Below are 21,595 nucleotides of genomic sequence, written 5' to 3'. Positions count from 1 at the left end.
TTTGAACGGAGGAATCAAACCATGTCATCCATCTACCTGTTCGGCGTGATCTTTCTGGCCGTCCTGGTCATGATCATCGCGATCTCCAAATTCAATCTGCACCCCTTTATCGTGCTGGTTGTCATCTCCATTGCGGTGGGTCTTGCCTGCGGCCTGGACACCGTCACCGTGATCAACACCGTCAAGAGTGGCTTTGGCAACATACTGGCCAGCATCGGCATCGTGATCTTGTGCGGTACCATCATCGGTACCATCCTGGAAAAGACCGGTGCCGCGCTGACCATGGCCAACACCATCCTGAAAATTGTGGGCAAAAAGCGCAGCGTGGTTACCATGGGTGCCATGGGCTACGTCACCGGCATCCCCGTCTTCTGTGATTCCGGTTTCGTCGTTCTTTCCCCCATCAGCCGCGCTCTGGCCGCCCAGAGCAACACCTCGCTGGCCGTCATGGCCACCGCCCTTTCCGGCGGTCTGTATGCCACCCACTGCCTGGTTCCTCCCACCCCCGGCCCCATCGCTATGGCCGGTACGCTGGAAGCTGACCTGGGCCTGACCATCCTTGTGGGCCTGCTGATTTCCATTCCTGCGGTTGCCGTGGTCATTCTGTACGCCACCAAGATTTCCAGCAAAATCGACATCCCCGCCAACCCCGAGTACACCATTGAAGAACTGACCGAAAAGTACGGCAAGCTCCCCGGCGCGCTGCACAGCTTCTCGCCCATCCTGCTGCCCATCGTCCTCATCGGCCTGTCCTCCATTGCCTCTCTGCCTTCCCTGCCTTTCGGCGAGGGCGCCGTGTATGCCTTCCTGAACTTCATCGGCAATCCTGTGGTGGCTTTGCTGCTGGGCGTCTTCCTGTCCATGACGCTGATCCCCAAGAGTGAACAGAAGAACACCCTGGAATGGGTTACCAAAGGCGTCACCGATTCCGCTGCCATTATCGCCATTACCGGCGCAGGCGGCTCTTTCGGCGAGATCCTCAAGCTGCTCCCCATCGCAGATGCCACCACCGGTCTGCTGGCCACCGGCCTGGGCGTGCTGGTTCCCTTTGTCATCGCGATGATCCTCAAGCTGGCCATGGGCGCTTCCACCGTGGCGATGATCACCACCGCCGGCATGGTGGCCCCCATGCTGACCAACATGGGCCTCACCAGCCCTCTGGGCCGCGTGCTGGTCGTCATGGCCATCGGCGCCGGTTCCATGGTCGCCTCCCATGCCAACGACTCCTACTTCTGGGTGGTATCCCAGTTCTCCGACATGAAGACCAGTGAGGCTTATCGCTGCCAGACCGGCATGACCGCCGTCATGGGCATCACCGTCATCATCATCGTATACATTCTTTCGTTGTTCGTTGTCTGACCGCCCTTTCGTCAGGCAATCGCCCTTGGCCCGGCCGACCGCCCCCTTTCCGGGCGGCGGCCGGGTTTCTGTTTCACAGGAGGTAGTACAATATGAGCATTCGTCAGGACGCAGACCAGATTCTGCAGCAGGCTCTGCACGCCGCACAGCCCGACACCGCCGTGGCCAAGGCCCTGACCGGGCATACCTTCCGCCCCGGCAAGCTGGTTCTGATCGCCGCCGGCAAGGCTGCCTGGCAGATGGCCAGCGCCGCCGTCGCCCTGCTGGGGGACCGCATCGACCATGGCGTGGTGGTGACCAAATACGGGCACAGCAAAGGCCCATTGCCGCCGCTGCGCATCCGGGAGGCGGGGCACCCGGTGCCGGATGAAAACTCCTTTTCCGCCACCCAGGAGGCCATCGATGCCGTCACCGGCCTGACCGACCAGGACAATGTCTTGTTCCTGCTGTCGGGCGGCGGATCGGCTCTTTTCGAGAAGCCGCTGGTTCCCGCCGCCGACCTGGAGGAAATGACCCGGCAATTGCTGGCCTGTGGCGCCGGTATTGTGGAGATCAATACCCTGCGCAAGCGGGTCAGTGCCGTAAAAGGCGGACGCTTTGCCCAGCTGTGTGCCCCGGCCCAGGTGTTCTCGGTGGTCTTGTCCGACATTCTGGGAGACCCGCTGGACATGATCGCCTCGGGCCCCGCCTACCCCGACGCTTCCACCTGCCGGCAAGCGCTGGACATTGTTGAAAAGTATCATCTGCGGCTCAGCGACGCCGTTCTGGAGCATCTGCATCAGGAGACCCCCAAGGCATTGGATAATGTGGAGACCTGCATCACCGGCAGTGTGCGCCAGCTCTGCGCCGCCGCCCGGCAGACCTGCCTGGAACTGGGCTACGAGCCGGTGGTGCTGACAGCGGAACTCTGCTGCACCGCCCGGGACGCCGGCAGCTTTTTGGGTTCCATCGCCCGCCACCACAGCGGCGGAGGCCGCAAGCTGGCGTTTCTGGCCGGCGGCGAGACGGTGGTCCACCTGACGGGCCACGGTCTGGGCGGCCGCAACCAGGAAATTGCCCTGGCCAGCGCCCCGCTGCTGGATGGATTGCCGGATGTGGCCGTTTTTTCCTTTGGCTCGGACGGCACCGATGGTCCCACCGATGCGGCAGGCGGCTATTGTGACGGCCGGACCATGGCGGCCTTGCGAGCCGCAGGCCTGGATGTGGATGCCGTGCTGGCCGATAATGACGCCTACCACGCCCTGCAGCAATGCGGCGGGCTGCTGATCACCGGCCCCACCGGCACCAACGTGAACGACCTCTCGGTTGCGCTGATCGGCGGCTGACAGATACAGCACAAAAAGAGGCTACCCTTGCGGGTAGCCTCTTTTTGTGTGAAAGGAAGATCAGACGCGGTACTGCTCGGGCAGCTGGTCGATGGTCTGCCATTTTTCCATGGCTTCCTCCAGCTTCATGCCGTTGGCAACAGCATCGCGGCGGCAGGAGTTGATGGCCTGGATTTCCTTCATCTTGTCGCCGGTGAGGGTATACCCCTTCATGGCGATGAGGGTAGCAGCCCAGGCGACCATGGGAATGATGCAGAACAGGATGATGACCACCCAGTTCATGCCGCTGGCGTACTCGGTGTACTGCGTGGGCAGCTTGGACAGGCCAATGGCCGAGACAGCGATGCCCACCACGGTGGCGGACAGGCTGGAGACCAGCTTGTCAACCAGGCTGAACAGCGTACCCATGATACCGGGGATATACTTGCCGGAACGATAGGTCTCGTAGTCGGAGCAGTCGGCGACCATGGGGATGGGCATGTCGGCGGTGGCGTAGTAGGCGCCGTAGCCGATGCCGAAGAAGACGATGAAGAGCACCGTGTACAGGTTGATGGTCAGGTTGAACTTGCCGTCCGTCATGGAGTAGATGGAGAACATGAAGTTGGGGTTCTCGGGGTTCCAGAGGAGCAGCAGGACCAGGACGCCCACGTACATCAGCAGTGCGATGGAGACGTAGCGCACCAGAGAGGCCTTCTGGCCCTTCTTCTGGCTGGTGCGGACCGTCAGCAGGAAGAACGGCACGCTGAAGACGTAGCCCAGCACCATCATGGGCAGATACAGGGTATCGTAGTTGCCCATCATGCAGCCGTAGAGCATGCACAGAACCGTGGTGTTGGTGGCGATGGAGAGGGCCAGCTTGCAGCCGGCACCGGCGACCATCAGGCGCTGCATGGGGTTGTTGGCCTTGATGATGGCGATATACTCGCTCATCTTGACCTTCTCGGTGGAGGTGCTGCCGCCCAGACCGAAGTACTTGGGCTGGTCCTTCTCCCAGATGCCGATGATGGCCAGGATGGTCAGGGCAATGGAGATCACGATGCCCACGGGGGCAAAGACCGCATAGAATTCTGCGGCGCCGTAGCCGCCTTCCGCCTGGAAGCCGGAGGCGATGATGGGAGCGGAGAACTGCATGACACCCATGCCCACCAGGCTGCCCACCGTATTGAAGATGGTGAACAGCGGGCGCTGCTTGGGATCATTGGTCAGAACAGTCTGGCCCGCACGGGTGACCGAGGTCTGGAAGGTGTAGCCGATGACCCAGACGCCGTACAGCAGCACGAACATGACGTAGCGCAGCGGCATCATGGTTTCGGGGATCATGGGGGTGGCAATATACAGGATCAATACGCTGACCGCCATGATCAGGTTGCCGATGACCATAAACGGTCGGAATTTACCAAATTTACCGTTGGTACGGTCCATCAACGCACCGATGATGGGGTCGGTGATGGCGTCAAAGACGCGCATTGCGGTGACCATGACCGAAGCGAACACCGTGCCCAGCAGCAGAACCGTGCTGCCGAAGGTGGCCACATAGGACAGGATCAGAACATAATAGACGTTGGTCGCACCGTTATTCAGGGGGAAAAGCACCAGCTGATACGGCTTGGCACGATTGAGACCGGTCGTCTTGGGGGTCTGTTCGCTCATCTGCGGATTCTCCTTTGCCAAAAAAGGGGTGCCCCCGCCCCGGGATGGGCGGGGGCACAGGGTTTCATCAGTTATACAATGGGAAAGTGCGCAAGACCTGGGGGATTACTCCGCCTTCATGGTCTTCTTCTTGTTGACGGCCTTGACCAGCATGACCACGCAAATGACGGTCAGCACAGCCAGGACACCGCACAGGCTCCAGGCAGCCAGTTTCCACCACGGAGTAATGACTTCCAGACGGTCGGCAGAAGACCAGCCGTTCATGGCGTTGGAGTTGACCACGGTGTACAGGATCTTGTGGGTGGCTTCGCGCATCTGGGTAACGATGTAGGCATCGTTCTCATAGTTCTCGAGGATACCGGTGTGCAGCGGCGTGGGGCTGTCCCAGATCTCGGTACCGGCGATCAGCGCATCGGCGGAATCCATATAGTGGCTGCCGCCGGAGTAGTCGGTGATGGACATGCCGCGCATGCCCAGCTCGCCGCGCAGGTAGTCGGTCTGCAGGTTCTCGTACTTGCCGCACCAGGTGGCGCCCCAGCGGTTGAAGCCGGACATGGTGCACCAGGCACCGCCGTCCACAACGGCCTTGTCGGCCACTTCCAGGTAGACCTCACGGGCGGTCTGCTCGTTGACCCAGGTGTTGACGCCCATACGGCTGGACTCGGAGTCGTTCAGGGCCACATGCTTCAGGTAGACATAGACGCCCATGGACTGGATGCCCTGGACCTCGGAGGCGCAGATCTCGCCGGCGATGAAGGGATCCTCGGCGTAGTACTCGAAGTTACGGCCGGAGTAGGGAGTGCGATGCATGTTGATGCCGGGTCCGTAGAGGCCGGAATAGCCCATGGCCAGGCAGTCCTCGCCAATGCAGCGGCCCACATCGTTGATCAGGTCGCGGTTGAAGGTGGCGGCCATGACGTCCTCGGAGGTGTAGCACATCGCGGAGGCACCGCCGGTCAGGGCGGCCGTCAGGCCCTGGGGACCGTTCTCGTCCTTGGTGGCCGTCTTGCCGATGGAGGCAACGGCCTTGGTGTTGTGGAAGCCCTGGGTGATGAGCAGGTTCATCTCGTCGAAGGTGATCTGATCCAGCAGAGCATCCCACTGGGGATCGTCGTAGTCGGCACCGATCATGCTGGCGAGGGTCAGGTCGCCTTCGGCACCCAGGGTGGGCATCTCGACGCTGTCGGCCTGAGAGCCGTCATACTGGGTGTTCTCCAGCGCGGCGGCCAGCTCATCGTTCATGGCCAGATCGAAGCTGCCGGTGGGATAGGTGGCAGTCCAGTCGGAGCGGCTCAGCCAGGTCACGCTGCCCGGAGAGTAGCTGACCTTGTTGGGGTCGGCGTCGTCAAACAGGTTGGTGATGGCGTTGCCGGTAGCTTCGCTGGTAGCAAAGGTGGTGGTGTCGAGGGCGGCGTTGTTCCACTTCCAGGTCAGGGTGGCGTCGCCGGCGGTATCCATGCGGTTCTCGGTGGTCTCGGGGGTGTAGCCCTTGGCGGCGAGGACGTTGTTCACAGCCTCGTGGGAGCCGTCGGCCACGGTGAAGTAGTAGTCACCGGCATCCAGGATGTAGGTCTTGGCGCCGTTGGAATCGTAGGTGCGCAGTTCGCTCTTGTCCACCGTGATGGTGACATTCTCGGAAGCGCCGGGCTCCAGAATGGCGGTCTTCTCAAAGCCGCAGAGCTCCACGCTGGCCTTCTCGATGCCGTTCTGCTTGTCGTAATCGGTGTAGGGGCTCTGGAAGTAGACCTGAACGGTCTTCTTGCCGGCCACGGAACCGGTGTTGGTGACGGTCACATTGACGGTGAAGGCATCGGCATCCTCGGTCACAGAGTAGTTGGAGTAGCCGAAGGTGGTGTAGCTGTCGCCGTAGCCGAAGGGATAGGCAACGGTGGTGCCGTAGTTGAAGGTGCCCGCGTTGCCGGTGCCCATGACGTAGTCCTCGTAACGGGTCTCAGCGTAGCGGTAGCCCAGGTAGATGCCCTCCTGGTAAACAACGTAGTAACCCTGGTTGCCGTTGTCCTTGTCGTCAGCGGCGAAGCCATAGTCGGCGTTGTTGGTGTAGGGGCGGGAGTAGAAGTTGGTCACAGCGGGGTTGGCCAGGTTGTCGTACCAGTAGGTATCCACCAGGCTGCCCGAGGGGTTGACCGCACCGGCCAGCAGCATGCCCACGCCGTTGGCGCCGGTCTGGCCCACGTCACCGACCCACAGGCAGGAGTCGATGCCGTAGTCCACGCCGCAGATCTCGGGGTTCAGGAAGTCCAGCTCCAGAGCATTGGAGGTGTTGAGCAGCACGATGATGCTCTTGAAGGTGCCGGCGTCCTTGAGGGCCTTCAGGCCGGAGAGCAGGTCCTTCTCTTCCTGGGAGAGTTCCAGATAGTTGGTGTCGCCGGTCCAGTCCACACCGGAGCCGTTGTCACCGCTGGGCAGGTCGGCACCCTCGCCGCCGGAGCGGGAGAATACCACGATGGCCGCGTCGCCGTACTCGGCGAAGCTGGAGGCGTTGGCGGTCTCGACTTCAGACCAGGGCGCCTCGTTGACGCCGTACTGGCTGTTGGCACCCAGCGCATCGGAGATGGCGTCGGGGGTCACACGGCTGTACTTGGAGGCAATGTCCTCGGAGCTGTACCAGTCCCACAGGGTCTGGTTCACGGTGATGCCCTGGGCTTCCAGCGCGTCCTTCAGCGTCGGGGCGGAGGAGGTGTCGACCGCACCGGAACCGGTGCCGCCGTACATCAGGTCAACCGAGCCGCGCGCAAACAGGCTGACCTTGGCGCCGGATGCCAGAGGCAGCGCGGCGTTGTCGTTCTTGAGGAGTGCGGCACCCTCGGACTCCACGGTGGCGCAGAGTTCCGCTTCATAGGCCTCGCGCTCATCGTCAGAGGCAAAGGTGCTGGTGAAGTAGTTGGTGTCTTCGTTGGTTTCGCCCTTGATAATGCGGTAGGTGCTTGCGTTCGTGGCCACATTGATGGTGGTCTCGTACATGGGAGCCACCACAAAAGTAGCCACCATTGCGGCCGCCGTCAGAACGGCGCTGACCGCCGTCAAGCCGGACCACAATGCAACTTTGGGTTTCTTTTGCATGTTGTTTTCCTCTCTTCCGTTTATCTTGGACCGGTCCCCTGTTCCGCGCAGCGGCCGGCTGCGCGCGTTGCACAGCCGCTGCGGGTTCGCCGGAGGCCCGCCCTGTCAACCACCCTGCCTGCCGGCAGGGGATAACCTTGGTACGGCAGCGCCTTATACCCAGTTGGCGCTGTTGGAACTGGCCCGACTCAGCTTATAGTCGGGGTTGGGGGCATCCACGTGACGGAACATCGCTTCGTCGATGCGGTCACCGGCCACCGCCTTCACATGGACCTCACCGGACAGGGGCAGGCGGAAGGTGAAGACATGCTCACCGGTCTGCTCGCCGATCTTCTGGCCGTCGGCGTAGAGGGCCACGGTCTTCTGGTTGGAGTAGACCTTGACTTCGATCTCGCTCTCGGTGCGGTCTACAAACCGCTTGGAGCAGATGTGCACGAAGGGATCGTTGCTCCACCAGGCTTTATAAATGAAGAAACTGTCCTTCTTGGTCTTGCGGTCAAAGGTCACCAGCCCCTTGTGGTTCATGCCGGGTTCGCCGCCCTGGTCACGGGCGTCGGCGGCAAAGTCGAACATGTTCCAGACGTGGGTCGCCCACAGCCAGGGATGCCGCCGGAAGCACTCCAGCATATACTCGTGGTAGACAGCCTGGTATTCCTCGGTGTGGTCACCGCGGCGGGGCTTGGAGCTGTGCAGGTTGGGCATGCCCTCGGCACCGTACTCCGAGAAGCCCAGCGGGCGGTTGGGGTAAACGGTGTGGAAGAAGTCCATCCACAGATCGTTGAGGAAGAGGCCCGGCACATACCAGCCCAGGTACAGGTTCCAGCTGACCAGGTCGGTGATGTGGGCCACCCGGTTGAAGGGGCCGCACATGGCGTAGCAGGCCAGGGTGGTCAGACGGGTCTTGTCCATCTCATGGCAGAGGTCGTTGAGGACGCGGTGGTTGTCCAGCATGTCCTTCTTGTCCTTGGTGGAGATGGTGATCTCGTTGGAGACGCCCCAGCAGACGATGGAGGGATGGTTGTAGTTCTGGACGATCAGTTCCTTCATCTGGCTGATGGTGTTGTCCCGGCCGCCCGGCATATGCTCCGAGATATAAGGGATCTCGGCCCAGACGACCATGCCGTTCTCGTCGCAGAGATCGTAGAAATACTGGTCGTGCTGGTAGTGGGCCAGGCGGATGGTGTTGGCGCCCAGCTCCTTGATGAGTTCCATATCCTCATCGTGCATCTCCCGGGTGATGGCGTTGCCCAGGCCCTTGCGGTCCTGATGGCGGGAGACGCCGTGGAGCGGATAGGCTTTGCCGTTGAGGAAGAAGCCCTTCTTGGCATCCACCGAGAAGCTGCGCACGCCGAAACGCTGGCGCACCTCGTCCACGGGGGTGCCGTTCTTGACCATACGGACCACACAGGTATAGAGATAGGGATCCTCGCGGCCGTTCCAGAGGTGGGCGTTCTCGATCTTGAGATCGGCGTCCAGCCCGCTGCCCTGCGCCACCACGGTGCCGTCGGCAGCCTGGAGTTCGATCTCCACCTCGCCTTCGCCCTCCACCCAGGTCTTCACGTTGACCGAGGCGTCGGCGCCCTGGACGGTGGGAGTGATCTGCACGCCGCAGCCGCCCAGATAGCCCAGGGCGATGTGGTCGCGGCTGACCACGATGAGGCTCACATCCCGGTAGATGCCGCCGTAGAAGGTGAAGTCCGCCTTCTGAGGGTAGACCGAGTCGTTGCGGCTGTTGTCCACCGCCACGGTCAGGGTGTTCTGCTCTGCCAGGATGCCGGTGATGTCGGCCCGGAAGGTGGAGTAGCCGCCGTCATGGTGGGTGACCTTCTGACCGTTGACCGTGACATCGGCGGTGGCGTTGACGCCCTCGAACTGCAGCCAGACCTGCTGGGTGGCCGCGTCATAGGCGGGCGCCGCGAACTGGGTCGTATAGGTGCAGGTACCGCGCCAATAGTCGTTGCCGCCGTCCTGGCCATCGATGTTGTTCCAGGTGTGGGGCAAATCGACCGCGGCGGTGCTCCCGTCGGGGCCGGTGAACTGCCAGTTTTTCATCAGCTTGGTATAGGTGCGCATAACCCGCCTCCATTTGTTAATTTTTTGCGAACGTTGATAAGAATATGGTATCGTATGCACAAAAATTGTGCAACGGGTTTGCGAAAATTGGTTGCTTTATGTGAATAATTGGTTATTTCGCATCAAAAAAATCCGCGCCGACTTTGTGTAGTTTGCACAAAGTTGGCGCGGATTGTATTACGACTCAGACGGCAAAGGAATCAAAACCTTGAGGGAAGAGAACCCTTCCCGGGTCTCTGCCGTGGCGGTGCCGCTGTACTTCTGGGCGATGCGGCGCACCACCTTGAATTCATACCGGCTGGCCGGCGGGGCAGCGGCGGGGTCCTCCGGCCCCACCAGGTTGAGCACCGCAAACCCCTGCCGGGCGTAGAGCAGCAGATCGATCATGGCGTGATCTGGTGCTTCCTGCCGGGACGCCGCCTCGATGGCGGGATCCAGGGCGTTGGCAAACAGTGCATAGAGGTCGCCCGGTTCCAGGAAGGCCAGGCAGCTCCCGTCCGCCACGCAGTTGAGGCGGACGCCGTGGGACTCGCAAAGCAGGCTTTTTTCGGTGAGGGCCACATCCAGCACCTCGTTGCCGGTGTGCACATCGGCATTGTAGAGCTTGGCGGCCTGTTCCGCCTCGTCCAGGCTTTTCTGCATGCCGGCGTCGGGATGCAGCCGGCGCAGATCGGCGATCTGTACCTTGAGCTCGTGGCATTTGCGGTTGATGATCTGCACGTTCTGCCGGGCCACCCGGTATTGCTGGCGCTGGCGGTCATACAGGAGGTTGAGGGCCTCCATCTCCTTCTGCATGGCGGACTTCTTGAACAGTTCGGTCTGCAGGTAGAGCAGCGTCAGGCAGTACAGCTGGGTCAGCACCGCCGGTACGGTGAGCTGTTCGCTCCAGTCCGAGGGCATGCCCCAGATGCGCTGCAGGGAGAGGAACTGGAACCAGAACATCCCCCCCAGCAGGACGGCGCTGAAGATCTGCCGCGGACCGATGCGGTAGATGCCGTCCTCCGGCATGCCGCGGCCGATGGTCAGATGAATGCCCAGGCAGCACAGGGCAAAGAAGAGAAGCTGAACGGCCCGGGCCGGCAGCGTGTCCGGCGGCGGGGCAAAACCGGCGCCGGCGGCCACCAGCGTCAGAAAAAGCCAGAGTTCGTAGATCACATCCACGGTGAGCAGGATCCAGATGGAGCAGTAACAGCTGGCGATCCAGTCCTGTTCCGCGCAGAAGTGTACCGCGACGATCCCCCACCCAAGGCTGACCAGGCTGCTGGCAAAGTAGTACGGGATGGTGTTGCCCAGTCCCCAGGACAGGGCCAGCAGCGGCAGCAGAGCCACCGCCAGGCAGAGGACCAGACGGCGGGCAAAGTGCGTTCGGCGGCGCAGCGGCAGCAGAAAGGCCAGCGCCGCACCGCCCAGCAGCAGGAAGAGGGTCATAACAGCGCACCCCCGACGTAGGCTGCCACCGCCGCCATGAATGCCGTGCGCTGGCGGCGGCTGATGGCCAGGCGGTCCTTGCCCACCAGGACAAAGTCATCCTGCACCGACTGGATGTGCCGCAGATTGACCAGATAGCACTGATTACAGCGCACAAAGTGGAAGGCCGCCAGCTGTTTTTCCGCGCTCTGCATGCTGGCACGCACCGGCAGGACCTCGTCGGCGGTATGGTAGTAGAGCATCCGGTTGTGGGTCTCCAGATAATAGATGTCGTCGGTGTTGAGCACCCGCAAGGCACCGCCCGTCTGGATGGTCACCTGGGCACTGCCCCGGCGTTCGATACGGCGGATAGCCCGCTCCAGCTTGACTTTGAACTGGTAGTAGTTCACCGGCTTGAGCACGAAGTCCAGCGCGTCCACCTCGTAGCCGCGGATGGCATACTGTGCCATGTTGGTCACAAACACCAGCACCACACTCTGGTCCACAGCCCGGATCCGCGCCGCGGTGTCCAGCCCCCCTTGCTGCGGCATCTCGATGTCCATGAAAATAATGTCAAAACCGCCCTGGTAGGGGGTGATGGCACTGCCGTCCGCAAAAGCTTCCACGTCCAGCGGAATCTGGCTTTCCGCCGCGTATTGTTCCACAAAACCGCAGAGCTGTGCCCGCACGTCGGCATTGTCTTCCACGATTGCGATGCGCATGGGCGTTCTCCTTTACCTTGTTGGGTCGGGCAGAGGCCCCAGGCCTGCAGCTGCCCTATTTTCCTAATATTATAAAAGAGAGCGCCGACAAAATCAAGCGGCATTGTCATACTTTCGGCGGCACAAAAAGCCCCGGTGCCGGAACGGCATCGGGGCGGGCAAAAGGCCGCTCAGCGTTCGCTGAGGAAGGGGCCGTTGAAGACGTAGCTGTCCAGGTGGCGGAAGGCCTCCTCCACCCGGGAAAGAGGCAACGCCAGGTTCATCCGGATGGCGCAGGGGCCGTGGAACATCCGGCCGTCCTGCCAGGCCACTCCCACGTCCCAGCCTGCCTGCAGCACCTGGGCGATGGTGCGGTCATGGGCGGCACACCAGTCGGTGCAGTCCAGGAAGAGCATGTAGGTGCCCTCCGGCTTGGCCACCGATACCCCGGCAAAGTGTTCGGCGATGTAATCGCAGGCAAAGTTGATGTTGCCGCTGAGCACCTGGCAGAGCTCATCCACCCAGACGTGGCCCTCCGGCCGGTAGGCGCCGATGAGGGCGTGCATGGACAGGACGTTCATCTCATTGTAGTGGGGTTTGGAGCTCTTGGCCGTCACCCGGTCCCGCAGATAAGGATTATAAATGATGTGGTAGCTGCCCACCAGACCCGCCAGGTTGAAGGTCTTGCTGGGGGCATAGAGGGCCACTGTGCGCTGCCGGGCATCCTCGCTCACCGACTGGGTGGGGGTATGCTTGTGGCCGTTGAGCAGGATATCCGACCAGATCTCGTCGGAAATGACCAGGCAGTCATTGGCCCGGTAGACCTCCATGGCCTGCTCGATCTCCTCCCGCGTCCAGACCCGGCCGCAGGGATTGTGGGGTGAGCAGAAAATCGCCACATGAATGTGGTACTGTTTGAGCTTGGCATCCATATCGGCGTAGTCCATCCGCCAGACGCCCTGCGCATCCCGGACCAACGGCGAATGCACGATGCGGTAGCCGTTGTTTTGGAGGGACTTGGTAAAGCCGATGTAGGTGGGGCTGTGGAGCAGTACGCCGTCCCCGGGGGCGGCAAAGCTGGTCAACGCCGAGACCACACCGCCCAGCACGCCGTTCTCATAGCCGATGCAGTCCTTGGTCAGCAGGGCAGGATCGGCGCCGTTGCGCCGTACCTGCCAGTCGATGATGGCGTTGTAGTAGGCGTCGGTGGCTTCAAAATAGCCGAAGGCCGGGTGCTGCGCCCGCCGGATGATGGCTTCCGGCACGGTGGGAACGGTGGGAAAATTCATGTCGGCCACCCACATGGGGATGGCGTCAAAGCCGGGCTTGGGCGCGCCGGGGGCAAATCCGCCCGGTTTGCCCAAAGCATCCACCGCAATGGCATCCTGGCCGCGGCGGTCCATGATCGTTGTGAAATCGTATTGCATGAGACTGGGTCCTTTCCGACGGCGGCGACCGTCTGTTTTATGACCCATTATAGCACATTCTGTTCCGATGCAACAGCAAAATACAAACCCCCGCCCCTGTCCGGTCAGACAGAAGCGGGGGACCTGTGCTCAGACGCCGTGGGCGTCGCAGTGGGCACAGTTCTCACAGTCGGGGAAGACCTTTTTGTCGTAGTCGATGCCGTGGCGGTCATAGTAATCCTTGAGCGCCAGCTTGATGGCCTCCTCGGCCAGCACCGAACAGTGGATCTTGTGGGTGGGCAGACCGTCCAGCGCCTCCACCACCGCCTTGTTGGTGACGGCCAGGGCGTCGGAGACCGGCTTGCCCTTGATCATCTCGGTGGCCATGGAGCTGGAGGCGATGGCGCTGCCGCAGCCGAAGGTCTCGAACTTGGCGTCGGTGATGGTGTCGTTGTCGATCTTGAGGTAGATCTTCATGATATCGCCGCACTTGGCGTTACCCACCTCCCCCACACCGTCGGCGTTCTCGATGACGCCCACATTGCGGGGATGGCGGAAATGATCCATAACGGTTTCGCTGTACAAAGCCATAGCTAACACTCCTTATGCAATGATGTAATCCCGCACGCCCCGCTGCAGGTCCCGCCATACCGGCGAGATGCTCCGCAGATAGGCCACGGTCTCGGTGACGGCCTGGATGAGGTAGTCGATCTCTTCTTCGGTGACGTCGGCGCCCAGGGACAGCCGCAGGGAGCCGTGGGCCACGTCGTGTACCCGGCCGATGGCCAGCAGCACGTGGCTGGGGTCCAGGGATCCCGAGGTGCAGGCCGACCCGGAGGAGGCACAGATGCCCTTGTCGTCCAGAAGCAGCAGCAGGGATTCCCCCTCGATGCCCTCGAAGCAGAAACTGACATTGCCGGGCAGCCGCTGCTTTGCGTCGCCGTTGAGTACCGCGTGGGGGATCCGGGACAGCCCCGCAATGAGCCGGTCCCGCAGCGGGATAAGGCGGGCGGTGTACTCATCCAGATGGTCGCAGGCCTCGTCCAGCGCCGCCGCCATGCCCACAATGGCGGGCAGGTTCTCGGTACCGGCGCGGCGGCCCCGCTCCTGGGCGCCGCCTTCGATGAGGGGTTCCAGATAGATTCCCTTGCGCACATAGAGGGCGCCGGTGCCCTTGGGGCCGTGGAATTTATGGGCCGACAGGGAGAGCAGGTCGATGTTCTGGGCCTTCACGTCGATGGGCAGGTGCCCCACCGCCTGGACCGCGTCGGTGTGGAAGAGCACCCCCGCCTCCCGGCAGACCCGACCGATCTCAGCAATGGGCTGGATGGTGCCGATCTCATTGTTGGCATACATCACGCTGACCAGGCAGGTGTCCGGCCGGATCGCCGCCCGCACCTCTTCGGGGGTGACGATGCCGTTCTCATGCACGTCCAGCAAAGTGACGGTGAAGCCTTCCTTCTCCAGCTTGCGCAGGGTGTGCAGCACGGCGTGGTGCTCAAAGGCCGTGGAGATGATATGCTTTTTGCCCTTGGCCGCGCCCAGGTGGGCGATGCCCCGCAGGGCCTGGTTGTCCGCCTCGCTGCCGCCGGAGGTGAAGATCAGCTCAGCAGGCTCGCAGCCCAGCCGGGCCGCGATGCGCCCGCGGGCGTCGGCCAGGGCTTCGGCCGCCTTCTGACCGGCGGAGTGCAGGCTGCTGGGGTTGCCGTCGCTCTCCCGCATACAGGTGAGCATGGCGTCTATGGCCGCCGGGCTGATGGCCGTGGTGGCGGCGTTATCTGCGTAGATTCGCATGGAATTCATCCTTTCCCGCAGGGAGGGGGCACCGGGCGGCGTCCCATTCCCTACTTGTTTTGTATGTATTGTACGCCTCATTTTCCTACTTGTCAAGTAGGTTTTTGATTTTGTCTTTTGTCCGCCGCCCCTGACACAAACCGGCAAACCTCTCGGCGGTTTTTGCCTATAGTAGGGATATGGCGCTGCTGCGCCAGGAGAGGAAATCCATGATGAAGCATTTGCTGCAACGAATGACCGCGCTGCTGCTGGCCGGGGTCCTGGCAGGCTGCGGTATGACGGCGGCGGCCCTGGCCACCCCGGAGCAGGCTGCCACCCCGGAGGCCGCCGTTCCGGAGCTGTCCCCCGCCCCGGAAACCGCCACGCCGGAAAACGCTGCCACCACCCTGCTGCAGGCGCCCTCCCTGCCCCGGACCGGGCAGGTGGTGACCGGCACGGTCTCCCCCATCGGCACAACGATCAACCTGTTCGACTACTGGATCACCACCCGGGACGCCCCCGACAATGTGAACCCCGCCAATATGGACCAGGGCATCAACGCCGGCAAAGCGCTGATCTTCACGGCCAATCCCGGCCGCGGCAGCGGCATCAACAACTATACCGGCAGTGCCAGCCCCCGCCCCAACATGGTGCTGCCCACACTGCAAGGCGGGTATCCCCAGCTGACCCAGAGCGGCCAATCCCTGGATTACCTGTTCAATCCCGCCCTGCCCAACGCCGGCAAGGCCTCCTACGCCAACGTGCGGGACCTGTTGCAGATCGATTCCGACGGTTATTACTATTACGACTGCACCCAGGATTTTGCCCAGTTCGACGAGGCTTCCAACGCTTTCACACTGTACACCCCGCCGGGTGTACAGACCGCCGGGGCTCAGCCCCTGCTGGGACAGTTCTTTCCCTTCAACAATTACGAGCAGGTGAAAAACCTCAACGCCCGCAACCCCGCCATCAACCACTATTTCGGTCTGACCATGACCACCCGTTTTGTCCAGCAGCCCTACGGCACGGTGGACGGCACCGCCGGCGGCACCCCCGTGACCTACGACTTCTCCGGCGACGACGATGTCTGGGTTTTCATCGACAATGTGCTGGTGGGGGATCTGGGGGGCATCCACGATGCAGCCTCCCTGTCCATCAACTTCCAGACCGGGCAGATCCTCATCAACGGCCAGCCCAACGGCACCCTACGCAGTAAGTTTGAGGCCGCGGGGGCGCCCTGGACCAACGGCAGTTCCAACACCTTTGCCGACGACACCTACCATACCCTGAAATTCTTTTATCTGGAGCGGGGCAACGTGGACTCCAACATGCAGCTGAAATTCAACCTGGTCTCCATTCCCCAGAGCGATCTCATCAAGGTGGACCAGACCGGCGCTGCCGTGCCGGGGGCACGGTTCAACCTCTACTACGCCAACGAGGACTATACATACGATCCGCAGAACCTCATCGCCACCGGTACCACAGGGCCGGACGGCACCTTTGTGTTCCAGAATCCCGACGGCACCCTGCTGAGCCTGAACAACCTGAAAAACGAATACGGCGGCCCCGGCCAGACCGGCAAGTTCGTGCTGGTGGAGGAGGACGTGCCCGCCGGCTACCGCGCGCCCGGGCCCATCGACCTGTATTTTCCCGCCGACTTTCCCCAGCTGGCCACCCTGCTCTCGGCCAATCCCTGGGACACCGGCGCCTATGCCAGTCCCACCGTCACCGTGACCCTGCCCGATACCGTGGAGGACCTGCAGGGGCAGCAGTATCCCGCCGATTCCGGCACCTACTTTGCGGTGGTGCTCAAGCGCCAGACCGCCGGCGGCAACGGCAGCAGCACCCAGAGCCAGTGGTACCCGGTGTCGGGGGACCCCATCACCGGTTGGAACGTGGCAGCCGGCACCGACATGAGCGCTGTGCTCCAGGCCGCCCGGGCCAATCCCTACCTCTTTGTGCTGGACAGCAGCGGTGCCTACAAGGATACCATCGACAATCTGCCCGGGGACATCCTGACCTACTACTATGTGCTGACCTCCAACGATCAGTTGACCGACAGCAATGCCCAATATACCGTCGGCTTCTACCGTACCAGCGCCGCCAGTCTGGCCGATGCCACCCCCGAAAACACCGTGCGCCTCAACGACGGGGAGGCCATCAACGGCCAGGACTTCGACCGGGAATTTGCGGTGCGGCTGTTTGTGCCCGACATCAAGAACTATCTGTTTGTGCAGAAGGTAGCCGAGGACGGCTACACCCCGCTGACCGGTGCGGAGTTTGCCCTGTACCAAGCCAGCGACGTCACCGACGGGGTGGTAAACCCCGGTGCCCAACCCTTTGACACGGTGACCACCCGGGACCAGAGCCAGGCCCAGGGCGATGTGATCACCCTGGGCGGCGCAGGGGTCTTTCCCAACACCCAGCCGGTGCTGCCCGACGGCACCTACTATCTGAAAGAGCTCCAAGCACCGGCCGGGTACGCCCCCAGTTCCGATCTGGTGGAGGTGGTGGTGGACAACACCGACGTCTACGCCGACGCCGGCACCCCCTACGACGACGTCACGGTGCTGCGGGGCGTGGGCAAGATCGTGCGTAGCATGCTGCAGTTCGCCGTGCCCGACGACATCAACGCCACCCTGACCGACATCAAGGCATCCCTGTACACCGCCTCCCGGTATACGCCGGATACCGGCAACGACTGGTCGGTATGGACAGCCTCGGGGCAGGCACCACTGGAGCTTTCCTACTATCAGAACAACCAGATCCTGGAATACGGCCCCACCGTGCCGGGGGATCCCGTCTATTTTGCGGTGCCCGCCGGGTGGTCCCGGCTGAAAATCACCCAGAACTACACGGCCGGCACCGACCAGGACCTGAAGATCGATCTGGGCGACCAGGACGTGAGCAATGTCTTTGCCCGGAGCACCATCGTGCAGGTGCGCAACCAGTCCACCCGGCTGGTGCTGCAGAAGGTGGTCACCGGACCGCTGGGAGAAGTGACCCGGCCGTTTTCCTTCACGGTCACCCTGCGGGACGGGAACGGTACCCCACTGACAGGGGAATACGGCGGACTAACCTTCAGTGATCAGGGCACCGCCGAGACCGCCCTGACCGACGGCGGCGAGATCACGCTGCGCGGCCTGCCGGACGGCACCGTCTGCACAGTGCACGAGGAACCGGTGCCCGGCTACGAAACCACCGTGCGCATCAACGGCGGGGCCCCCCTCCCCGGCCCCGAGGCAACGGTGACCACCCAACCGGGACTGACCAGCATCCTGTATACCAACCACTGCACCCTGACGCCGCCCCCCGATGAACCCGGCCGGGGCACGGGAAGCGCTCCCACGCCCACCCCCGGCCCTGCCGCCACTCCCACCGCGGTGGTTTCCTCCCCCACTCCGCCGGGCAATCCCCCCACCGGAGACGACTTTTCGCCCGGGTTCTGGCTGGAGCTGAGCGCCGCCGCAGGCGGGCTGGGACTGATGCTCCGGCGGCACAAAAAACTGTAATGCACAGCGGACACCCCGCACCGGGTGGCCGCTGTTTCTTTTTACAAAAACGGAGCCTTTTGTAAATTGCGGCAAAACATTTTGGAAATTTCTGTAAAGATTTTGTCCCGCCCCCGGCCTGTTTTCCGGGCAAAAAGCGCCCCGCGCGCTGTTTTTTGACGTGCTGCGGTCTTTTGACACAGCCACCAAATGTTTGCACAGGTTTTACCAAATCATGGACGACAGCGCCGGGGCCGATGCCGTATGATAACGGACGGGCGGAAAAACCGCCTGCAACCCATGTGCTACCAGAGGGGGAGACAAAATTCTTTATGGCTGAGATCGTGTTGAAAGATGTTTGCAAGGTCTTTGAGAAGGACCAGTACGCGGTGAGCAACTTCTCGCTGCGCATCCGGGACGGGGAGTTCATCGTGTTCGTGGGACCGTCGGGCTGCGGCAAGTCCACCACCCTGCGGATGATCGCCGGACTGGAAGATATCACCAGCGGGGAGCTGTGGATCGGCGACCGGCTGTGCAACTACGCCGACCCGGGGGAGCGGGACCTGTCCATGGTGTTCCAGAACTACGCCCTCTACCCGCAGATGTCGGTGTACGACAACATGGCCTTTGCGCTTTCGGTGCGCAAGGTCCCCAAAAAGGAGATCCGCCAGCGGGTGGAGACCACCGCCGAAATGCTGGGCATCTCCCACCTGCTTTCCCGCCGGCCGTCGGCGCTCTCCGGCGGGCAGAAACAGCGGGTGGCCATCGGCAGTGCCATTCTGCGCAAGCCCAAGGCCTTCCTGATGGACGAGCCGCTGTCCAACCTGGACGCCAAACTGCGCACCCACATGCGGGTGGAACTGGCCGCCCTCCACCACAAGCTGGGCACCACCACCATCTACGTCACCCATGACCAGACCGAGGCCATGACCCTGGCCGACCGCATCGTGGTCATGAAGGCTGGTTACATCCAGCAGGTGGCCACCCCGGTGGAACTGTACAACCGCCCCACCAACATGTTTGTGGCAGGCTTCATCGGTTCCCCGGCCATGAGCTTCCTGCGGGGCAAGGTCCGGCGCGCCGGGGACGGTGCCGCCTTCCTCACCGAGGCAGGGCAGGTCTTCCCGCTGACCGCCGCCCAGGCAAAAGTGCTGTGGCCCCAGTACGACAACCGCGCCCTGGTGCTGGGCATCCGCCCGGAAGACCTGTACGCCGCCCCCGCCCGCACCGGCAGGCTCTACGGCAAGATGCAGGGTATGATCACCGCCTGCGAGAGTCTGGGCCACGAGGCCATCCTCCACCTGGAAACCGAAGACGGCGAGTTCGCCGCCCGGGTGGAGCCCGGCCACGGCGCCGCTGTGGACCAGCCGGCCACTCTGTATCTGGACATGGCCAACGCCCACTTCTTTGACGGCGAGGCCGAGCAGAACATCTTTTACCAGTGGAGGAACGAAGAATGAAAGCCTTTGCGGAAAAACTCAAGGGATGCAGTCCCTACGCCTATCTGATCCCCTGCTTTGCCATCTTCGCCATGTTCCTGTTTTATCCCTTTGTGAAGACCATCTACCTGAGCTTCTTCCTCACCGATAAACTGGGCCGTGCCAAGATCTTTGTGGGGGCGGAAAACTACACCGACCTGCTCACCTCGGAGAGCTTTTACAACAGCATCCTGGTGACGCTGATCTTCGTGGTCATCGTGGTTTTCGGCAGCATGCTGCTGGGACTCATCGCCGCCGTGCTGTGCAGCAAGACCTTTCCGGGCATCCGGGCGTTCAGCACCGCCTACGCCCTGCCCATGGCCATTGCCTCCAGCGGCGCGGCCATGATCTTCAAGGTCATCCTCAATCCCACCATCGGCCTGTTCAACAAGATCACCGGGCTGGACATCAACTGGATCAGCGATCCCCGCTACGCCCTGATCTGTGTGGCCGTGCTCACCGCCTGGCTCAACAGCGGCATCAACTTCCTGTACTTCTCGGCGGGGCTGGGCAACATCGACGAATCCATCTACGAGCGCGCCTCGGTGGACGGCGCCAACGCCTTCCAGAAATTCTTCCGCCTGACCCTGCCGGGCCTGAGCCCCATCATGTTCTACACCCTGGTCGTCAACATCATCCAGGCCTTCCAGTCCTTCGGCCAGGTAAAGATCCTGACCCAGGGTGGCCCCGGCGAGTCCACCAACCTCATCGTCTACTCCATCTACCGCGATGCCTTCTTCAACTACAAATTCGGCAGCGCGGCAGCCCAGTCCGTGATCCTCTTCCTCATCATCATGGCGCTGACGCTGGTTATGTTCAAGATCGAAAAGAAGGGAGTCAAATACTGATGGATACCTCCGCTGCCCTGCACGCCCCCGCCGCGTCTTTGACCCGCGGGCGCTATACCAAAGAAGAACTGCAGGCCCTCCACCGCAAGATGGGGCTGGCCGCCCTGCGCCGCCGGCGCATCCGCACCGCCGTGCTCATCACGCTGAATATCCTCATGGCCCTGTTCATCCTCTTCCCGCTGCTCTACGCCGTCAGCGTCTCGCTGATGCCCGGTGAGGAACTCTTCACCATGGAGATGAACCTGCTGCCCAAGCATCCCGATTTCGGCAACTACCTGCGCGCCTGGACCCAGGTGCCGCTGGTGCGGTTCATCCTCAACTCCTTCCTGGTGTCGGGATGCATCACGGTGGGCCAGATCATCACCTGCTCCCTGGCGGCCTTCGCCTTCTCCTTCCTGAACTTCAAGGGCAAGAACGTGCTGTTCATGCTGGTCATGGCCACCATGATGGTCCCCGGTGAGGCCACCATCATCTCCAACTATCTGACCGTCAGCTCCCTGGGCATCCTGGACACCTACCTCGTCCTCATCCTGCCGTCGCTGACCTCCGCCATGGGCATCTTCCTGTTCCGCCAGTTCTACATGACCTTCCCCATGTCGCTGTACGAGTCCGCCAAGCTGGACGGCTGCTCCAACCTGCGGTTCATCGTCAGCATCCTGCTGCCCCTGACCAAGTCCGCCATCGGCGCCATGTCGGTGTACACCTTCATCAACGCCTGGAACATGTACATGTGGCCTCTGCTGGTCACCGGCTCCCAGGAGATGCGCACCGTCCAGATCGGCATCAGCATGCTGGACAACACCGACGCCCAGTCCATCACCCTGATGATGGCCGGTGTGGTCTCGGTAATCATCCCCAGCATGATCATCTTCATCGTGGGTCAGAAACAGCTGATCCGGGGCATGTTCTCCGGCGCTGTCAAGGGCTGATTTTGCTGGACCGGTGACTTTTCACCGTTTCATATAGATTTGTGCAAAAAAATGTACTATTATTAGGAGTGTGT

General features: G+C 62.1%; 14 protein-coding genes. 6 read left to right on the top strand and 8 right to left on the bottom strand.

Annotation, left to right across the window (positions count from 1 at the left end):
• Positions 1-21 precede the first annotated feature (21 nt).
• Positions 22-1,359: a GntP family permease gene (locus tag NQ490_RS10065; protein WP_007045647.1), complete on the top strand. Its 1,338-nt coding sequence runs from the start codon at positions 22-24 to the stop codon at positions 1,357-1,359.
• A 92-nt stretch (positions 1,360-1,451) separates the two neighbouring features.
• Positions 1,452-2,684: a glycerate kinase type-2 family protein gene (locus tag NQ490_RS10060; RefSeq protein ID WP_007045646.1), complete on the top strand. Its 1,233-nt coding sequence runs from the start codon at positions 1,452-1,454 to the stop codon at positions 2,682-2,684.
• A gap of 60 nt (positions 2,685-2,744) precedes the next feature.
• Here NQ490_RS10060 and NQ490_RS10055 read toward each other — a convergent pair whose 3' ends face one another.
• The 8 genes from NQ490_RS10055 to nifS form a co-directional block, all read right to left on the bottom strand.
• The gene (locus tag NQ490_RS10055; RefSeq protein ID WP_007045645.1) at positions 2,745-4,334 is read right to left on the bottom strand and encodes an MFS transporter; all 1,590 of its coding nucleotides are present in this window, start codon (positions 4,332-4,334) and stop codon (positions 2,745-2,747) included.
• A gap of 105 nt (positions 4,335-4,439) precedes the next feature.
• Positions 4,440-7,415, bottom strand: coding sequence for a glycoside hydrolase family 3 protein (locus tag NQ490_RS10050; RefSeq protein ID WP_007045644.1), 2,976 nt, complete (start codon positions 7,413-7,415; stop codon positions 4,440-4,442).
• 153 nt (positions 7,416-7,568) lie between these two features.
• Entirely contained in the window at positions 7,569-9,488 is a 1,920-nt protein-coding gene (locus tag NQ490_RS10045; protein WP_007045642.1) for a glycoside hydrolase family 2 protein, read from the bottom strand.
• Between the two features lie 177 nt (positions 9,489-9,665).
• Complete coding sequence (locus NQ490_RS10040) at positions 9,666-10,916, bottom strand: ATP-binding protein (RefSeq protein WP_007045641.1); 1,251 nt, start codon at positions 10,914-10,916, stop codon at positions 9,666-9,668.
• Positions 10,913-11,617 (bottom strand): LytR/AlgR family response regulator transcription factor, encoded by a 705-nt coding sequence (locus NQ490_RS10035; protein ID WP_007045640.1) that lies wholly within the window; start codon positions 11,615-11,617, stop codon positions 10,913-10,915. Before NQ490_RS10035 ends, NQ490_RS10040 begins: the two co-directional genes overlap by 4 nt.
• A gap of 170 nt (positions 11,618-11,787) precedes the next feature.
• On the bottom strand, positions 11,788-13,023 hold the full coding sequence (locus NQ490_RS10030) for a MalY/PatB family protein (RefSeq protein WP_007045639.1): 1,236 nt from the start codon (positions 13,021-13,023) through the stop codon (positions 11,788-11,790).
• A gap of 129 nt (positions 13,024-13,152) precedes the next feature.
• Positions 13,153-13,593: a Fe-S cluster assembly scaffold protein NifU gene (gene nifU / locus NQ490_RS10025; protein ID WP_007045638.1), complete on the bottom strand. Its 441-nt coding sequence runs from the start codon at positions 13,591-13,593 to the stop codon at positions 13,153-13,155.
• 12 nt (positions 13,594-13,605) lie between these two features.
• Entirely contained in the window at positions 13,606-14,796 is a 1,191-nt protein-coding gene (gene nifS, locus NQ490_RS10020; RefSeq protein WP_040917375.1) for a cysteine desulfurase NifS, read from the bottom strand.
• A gap of 209 nt (positions 14,797-15,005) precedes the next feature.
• On the opposite strand from nifS, the gene NQ490_RS10015 reads away from it, so the two are divergent.
• The 4 genes from NQ490_RS10015 to NQ490_RS10000 all read left to right on the top strand — a co-directional run bounded on the left by NQ490_RS10015 (position 15,006) and on the right by NQ490_RS10000 (position 21,521).
• Positions 15,006-18,287: a SpaA isopeptide-forming pilin-related protein gene (locus tag NQ490_RS10015; RefSeq protein ID WP_259951222.1), complete on the top strand. Its 3,282-nt coding sequence runs from the start codon at positions 15,006-15,008 to the stop codon at positions 18,285-18,287.
• 311 nt (positions 18,288-18,598) lie between these two features.
• On the top strand, positions 18,599-19,726 hold the full coding sequence (locus NQ490_RS10010; RefSeq protein WP_040917374.1) for an ABC transporter ATP-binding protein: 1,128 nt from the start codon (positions 18,599-18,601) through the stop codon (positions 19,724-19,726).
• The gene (locus tag NQ490_RS10005) at positions 19,723-20,592 is read left to right on the top strand and encodes a carbohydrate ABC transporter permease (protein ID WP_007045634.1); all 870 of its coding nucleotides are present in this window, start codon (positions 19,723-19,725) and stop codon (positions 20,590-20,592) included. The genes NQ490_RS10010 and NQ490_RS10005 overlap by 4 nt, the downstream gene beginning before the upstream one ends.
• Complete coding sequence (locus NQ490_RS10000) at positions 20,592-21,521, top strand: carbohydrate ABC transporter permease (RefSeq protein ID WP_007045633.1); 930 nt, start codon at positions 20,592-20,594, stop codon at positions 21,519-21,521. Before NQ490_RS10005 ends, NQ490_RS10000 begins: the two co-directional genes overlap by 1 nt.
• Positions 21,522-21,595: the final 74 nt, after the last annotated feature.

The organism is Subdoligranulum variabile (assembly GCF_025152575.1).
GTDB classification, from domain to species: domain Bacteria; phylum Bacillota; class Clostridia; order Oscillospirales; family Ruminococcaceae; genus Gemmiger; species Gemmiger variabilis.
The sequence above is the reverse complement of the archived record's forward strand: the minus strand, read 5'-3'. Positions and strand labels throughout refer to the sequence as shown.

What these genes read in the sequence shown, in the direction of transcription:
- NQ490_RS10065 (WP_007045647.1), top strand. Translation starts at nt 22, where the DNA reads ATGTCATCCATCTACCTGTTCGGCGTGATCTTTCTGGCCGTCCTGGTC.
- NQ490_RS10060 (WP_007045646.1), top strand. Translation starts at nt 1,452, where the DNA reads ATGAGCATTCGTCAGGACGCAGACCAGATTCTGCAGCAGGCTCTGCAC.
- NQ490_RS10055 (WP_007045645.1), bottom strand. Translation starts at nt 4,334, where the DNA reads ATGAGCGAACAGACCCCCAAGACGACCGGTCTCAATCGTGCCAAGCCG.
- NQ490_RS10050 (WP_007045644.1), bottom strand. Translation starts at nt 7,415, where the DNA reads ATGCAAAAGAAACCCAAAGTTGCATTGTGGTCCGGCTTGACGGCGGTC.
- NQ490_RS10045 (WP_007045642.1), bottom strand. Translation starts at nt 9,488, where the DNA reads ATGCGCACCTATACCAAGCTGATGAAAAACTGGCAGTTCACCGGCCCC.
- NQ490_RS10040 (WP_007045641.1), bottom strand. Translation starts at nt 10,916, where the DNA reads ATGACCCTCTTCCTGCTGCTGGGCGGTGCGGCGCTGGCCTTTCTGCTG.
- NQ490_RS10035 (WP_007045640.1), bottom strand. Translation starts at nt 11,617, where the DNA reads ATGCGCATCGCAATCGTGGAAGACAATGCCGACGTGCGGGCACAGCTC.
- NQ490_RS10030 (WP_007045639.1), bottom strand. Translation starts at nt 13,023, where the DNA reads ATGCAATACGATTTCACAACGATCATGGACCGCCGCGGCCAGGATGCC.
- nifU (WP_007045638.1), bottom strand. Translation starts at nt 13,593, where the DNA reads ATGGCTTTGTACAGCGAAACCGTTATGGATCATTTCCGCCATCCCCGC.
- nifS (WP_040917375.1), bottom strand. Translation starts at nt 14,796, where the DNA reads ATGCGAATCTACGCAGATAACGCCGCCACCACGGCCATCAGCCCGGCG.
- NQ490_RS10015 (WP_259951222.1), top strand. Translation starts at nt 15,006, where the DNA reads ATGATGAAGCATTTGCTGCAACGAATGACCGCGCTGCTGCTGGCCGGG.
- NQ490_RS10010 (WP_040917374.1), top strand. Translation starts at nt 18,599, where the DNA reads ATGGCTGAGATCGTGTTGAAAGATGTTTGCAAGGTCTTTGAGAAGGAC.
- NQ490_RS10005 (WP_007045634.1), top strand. Translation starts at nt 19,723, where the DNA reads ATGAAAGCCTTTGCGGAAAAACTCAAGGGATGCAGTCCCTACGCCTAT.
- NQ490_RS10000 (WP_007045633.1), top strand. Translation starts at nt 20,592, where the DNA reads ATGGATACCTCCGCTGCCCTGCACGCCCCCGCCGCGTCTTTGACCCGC.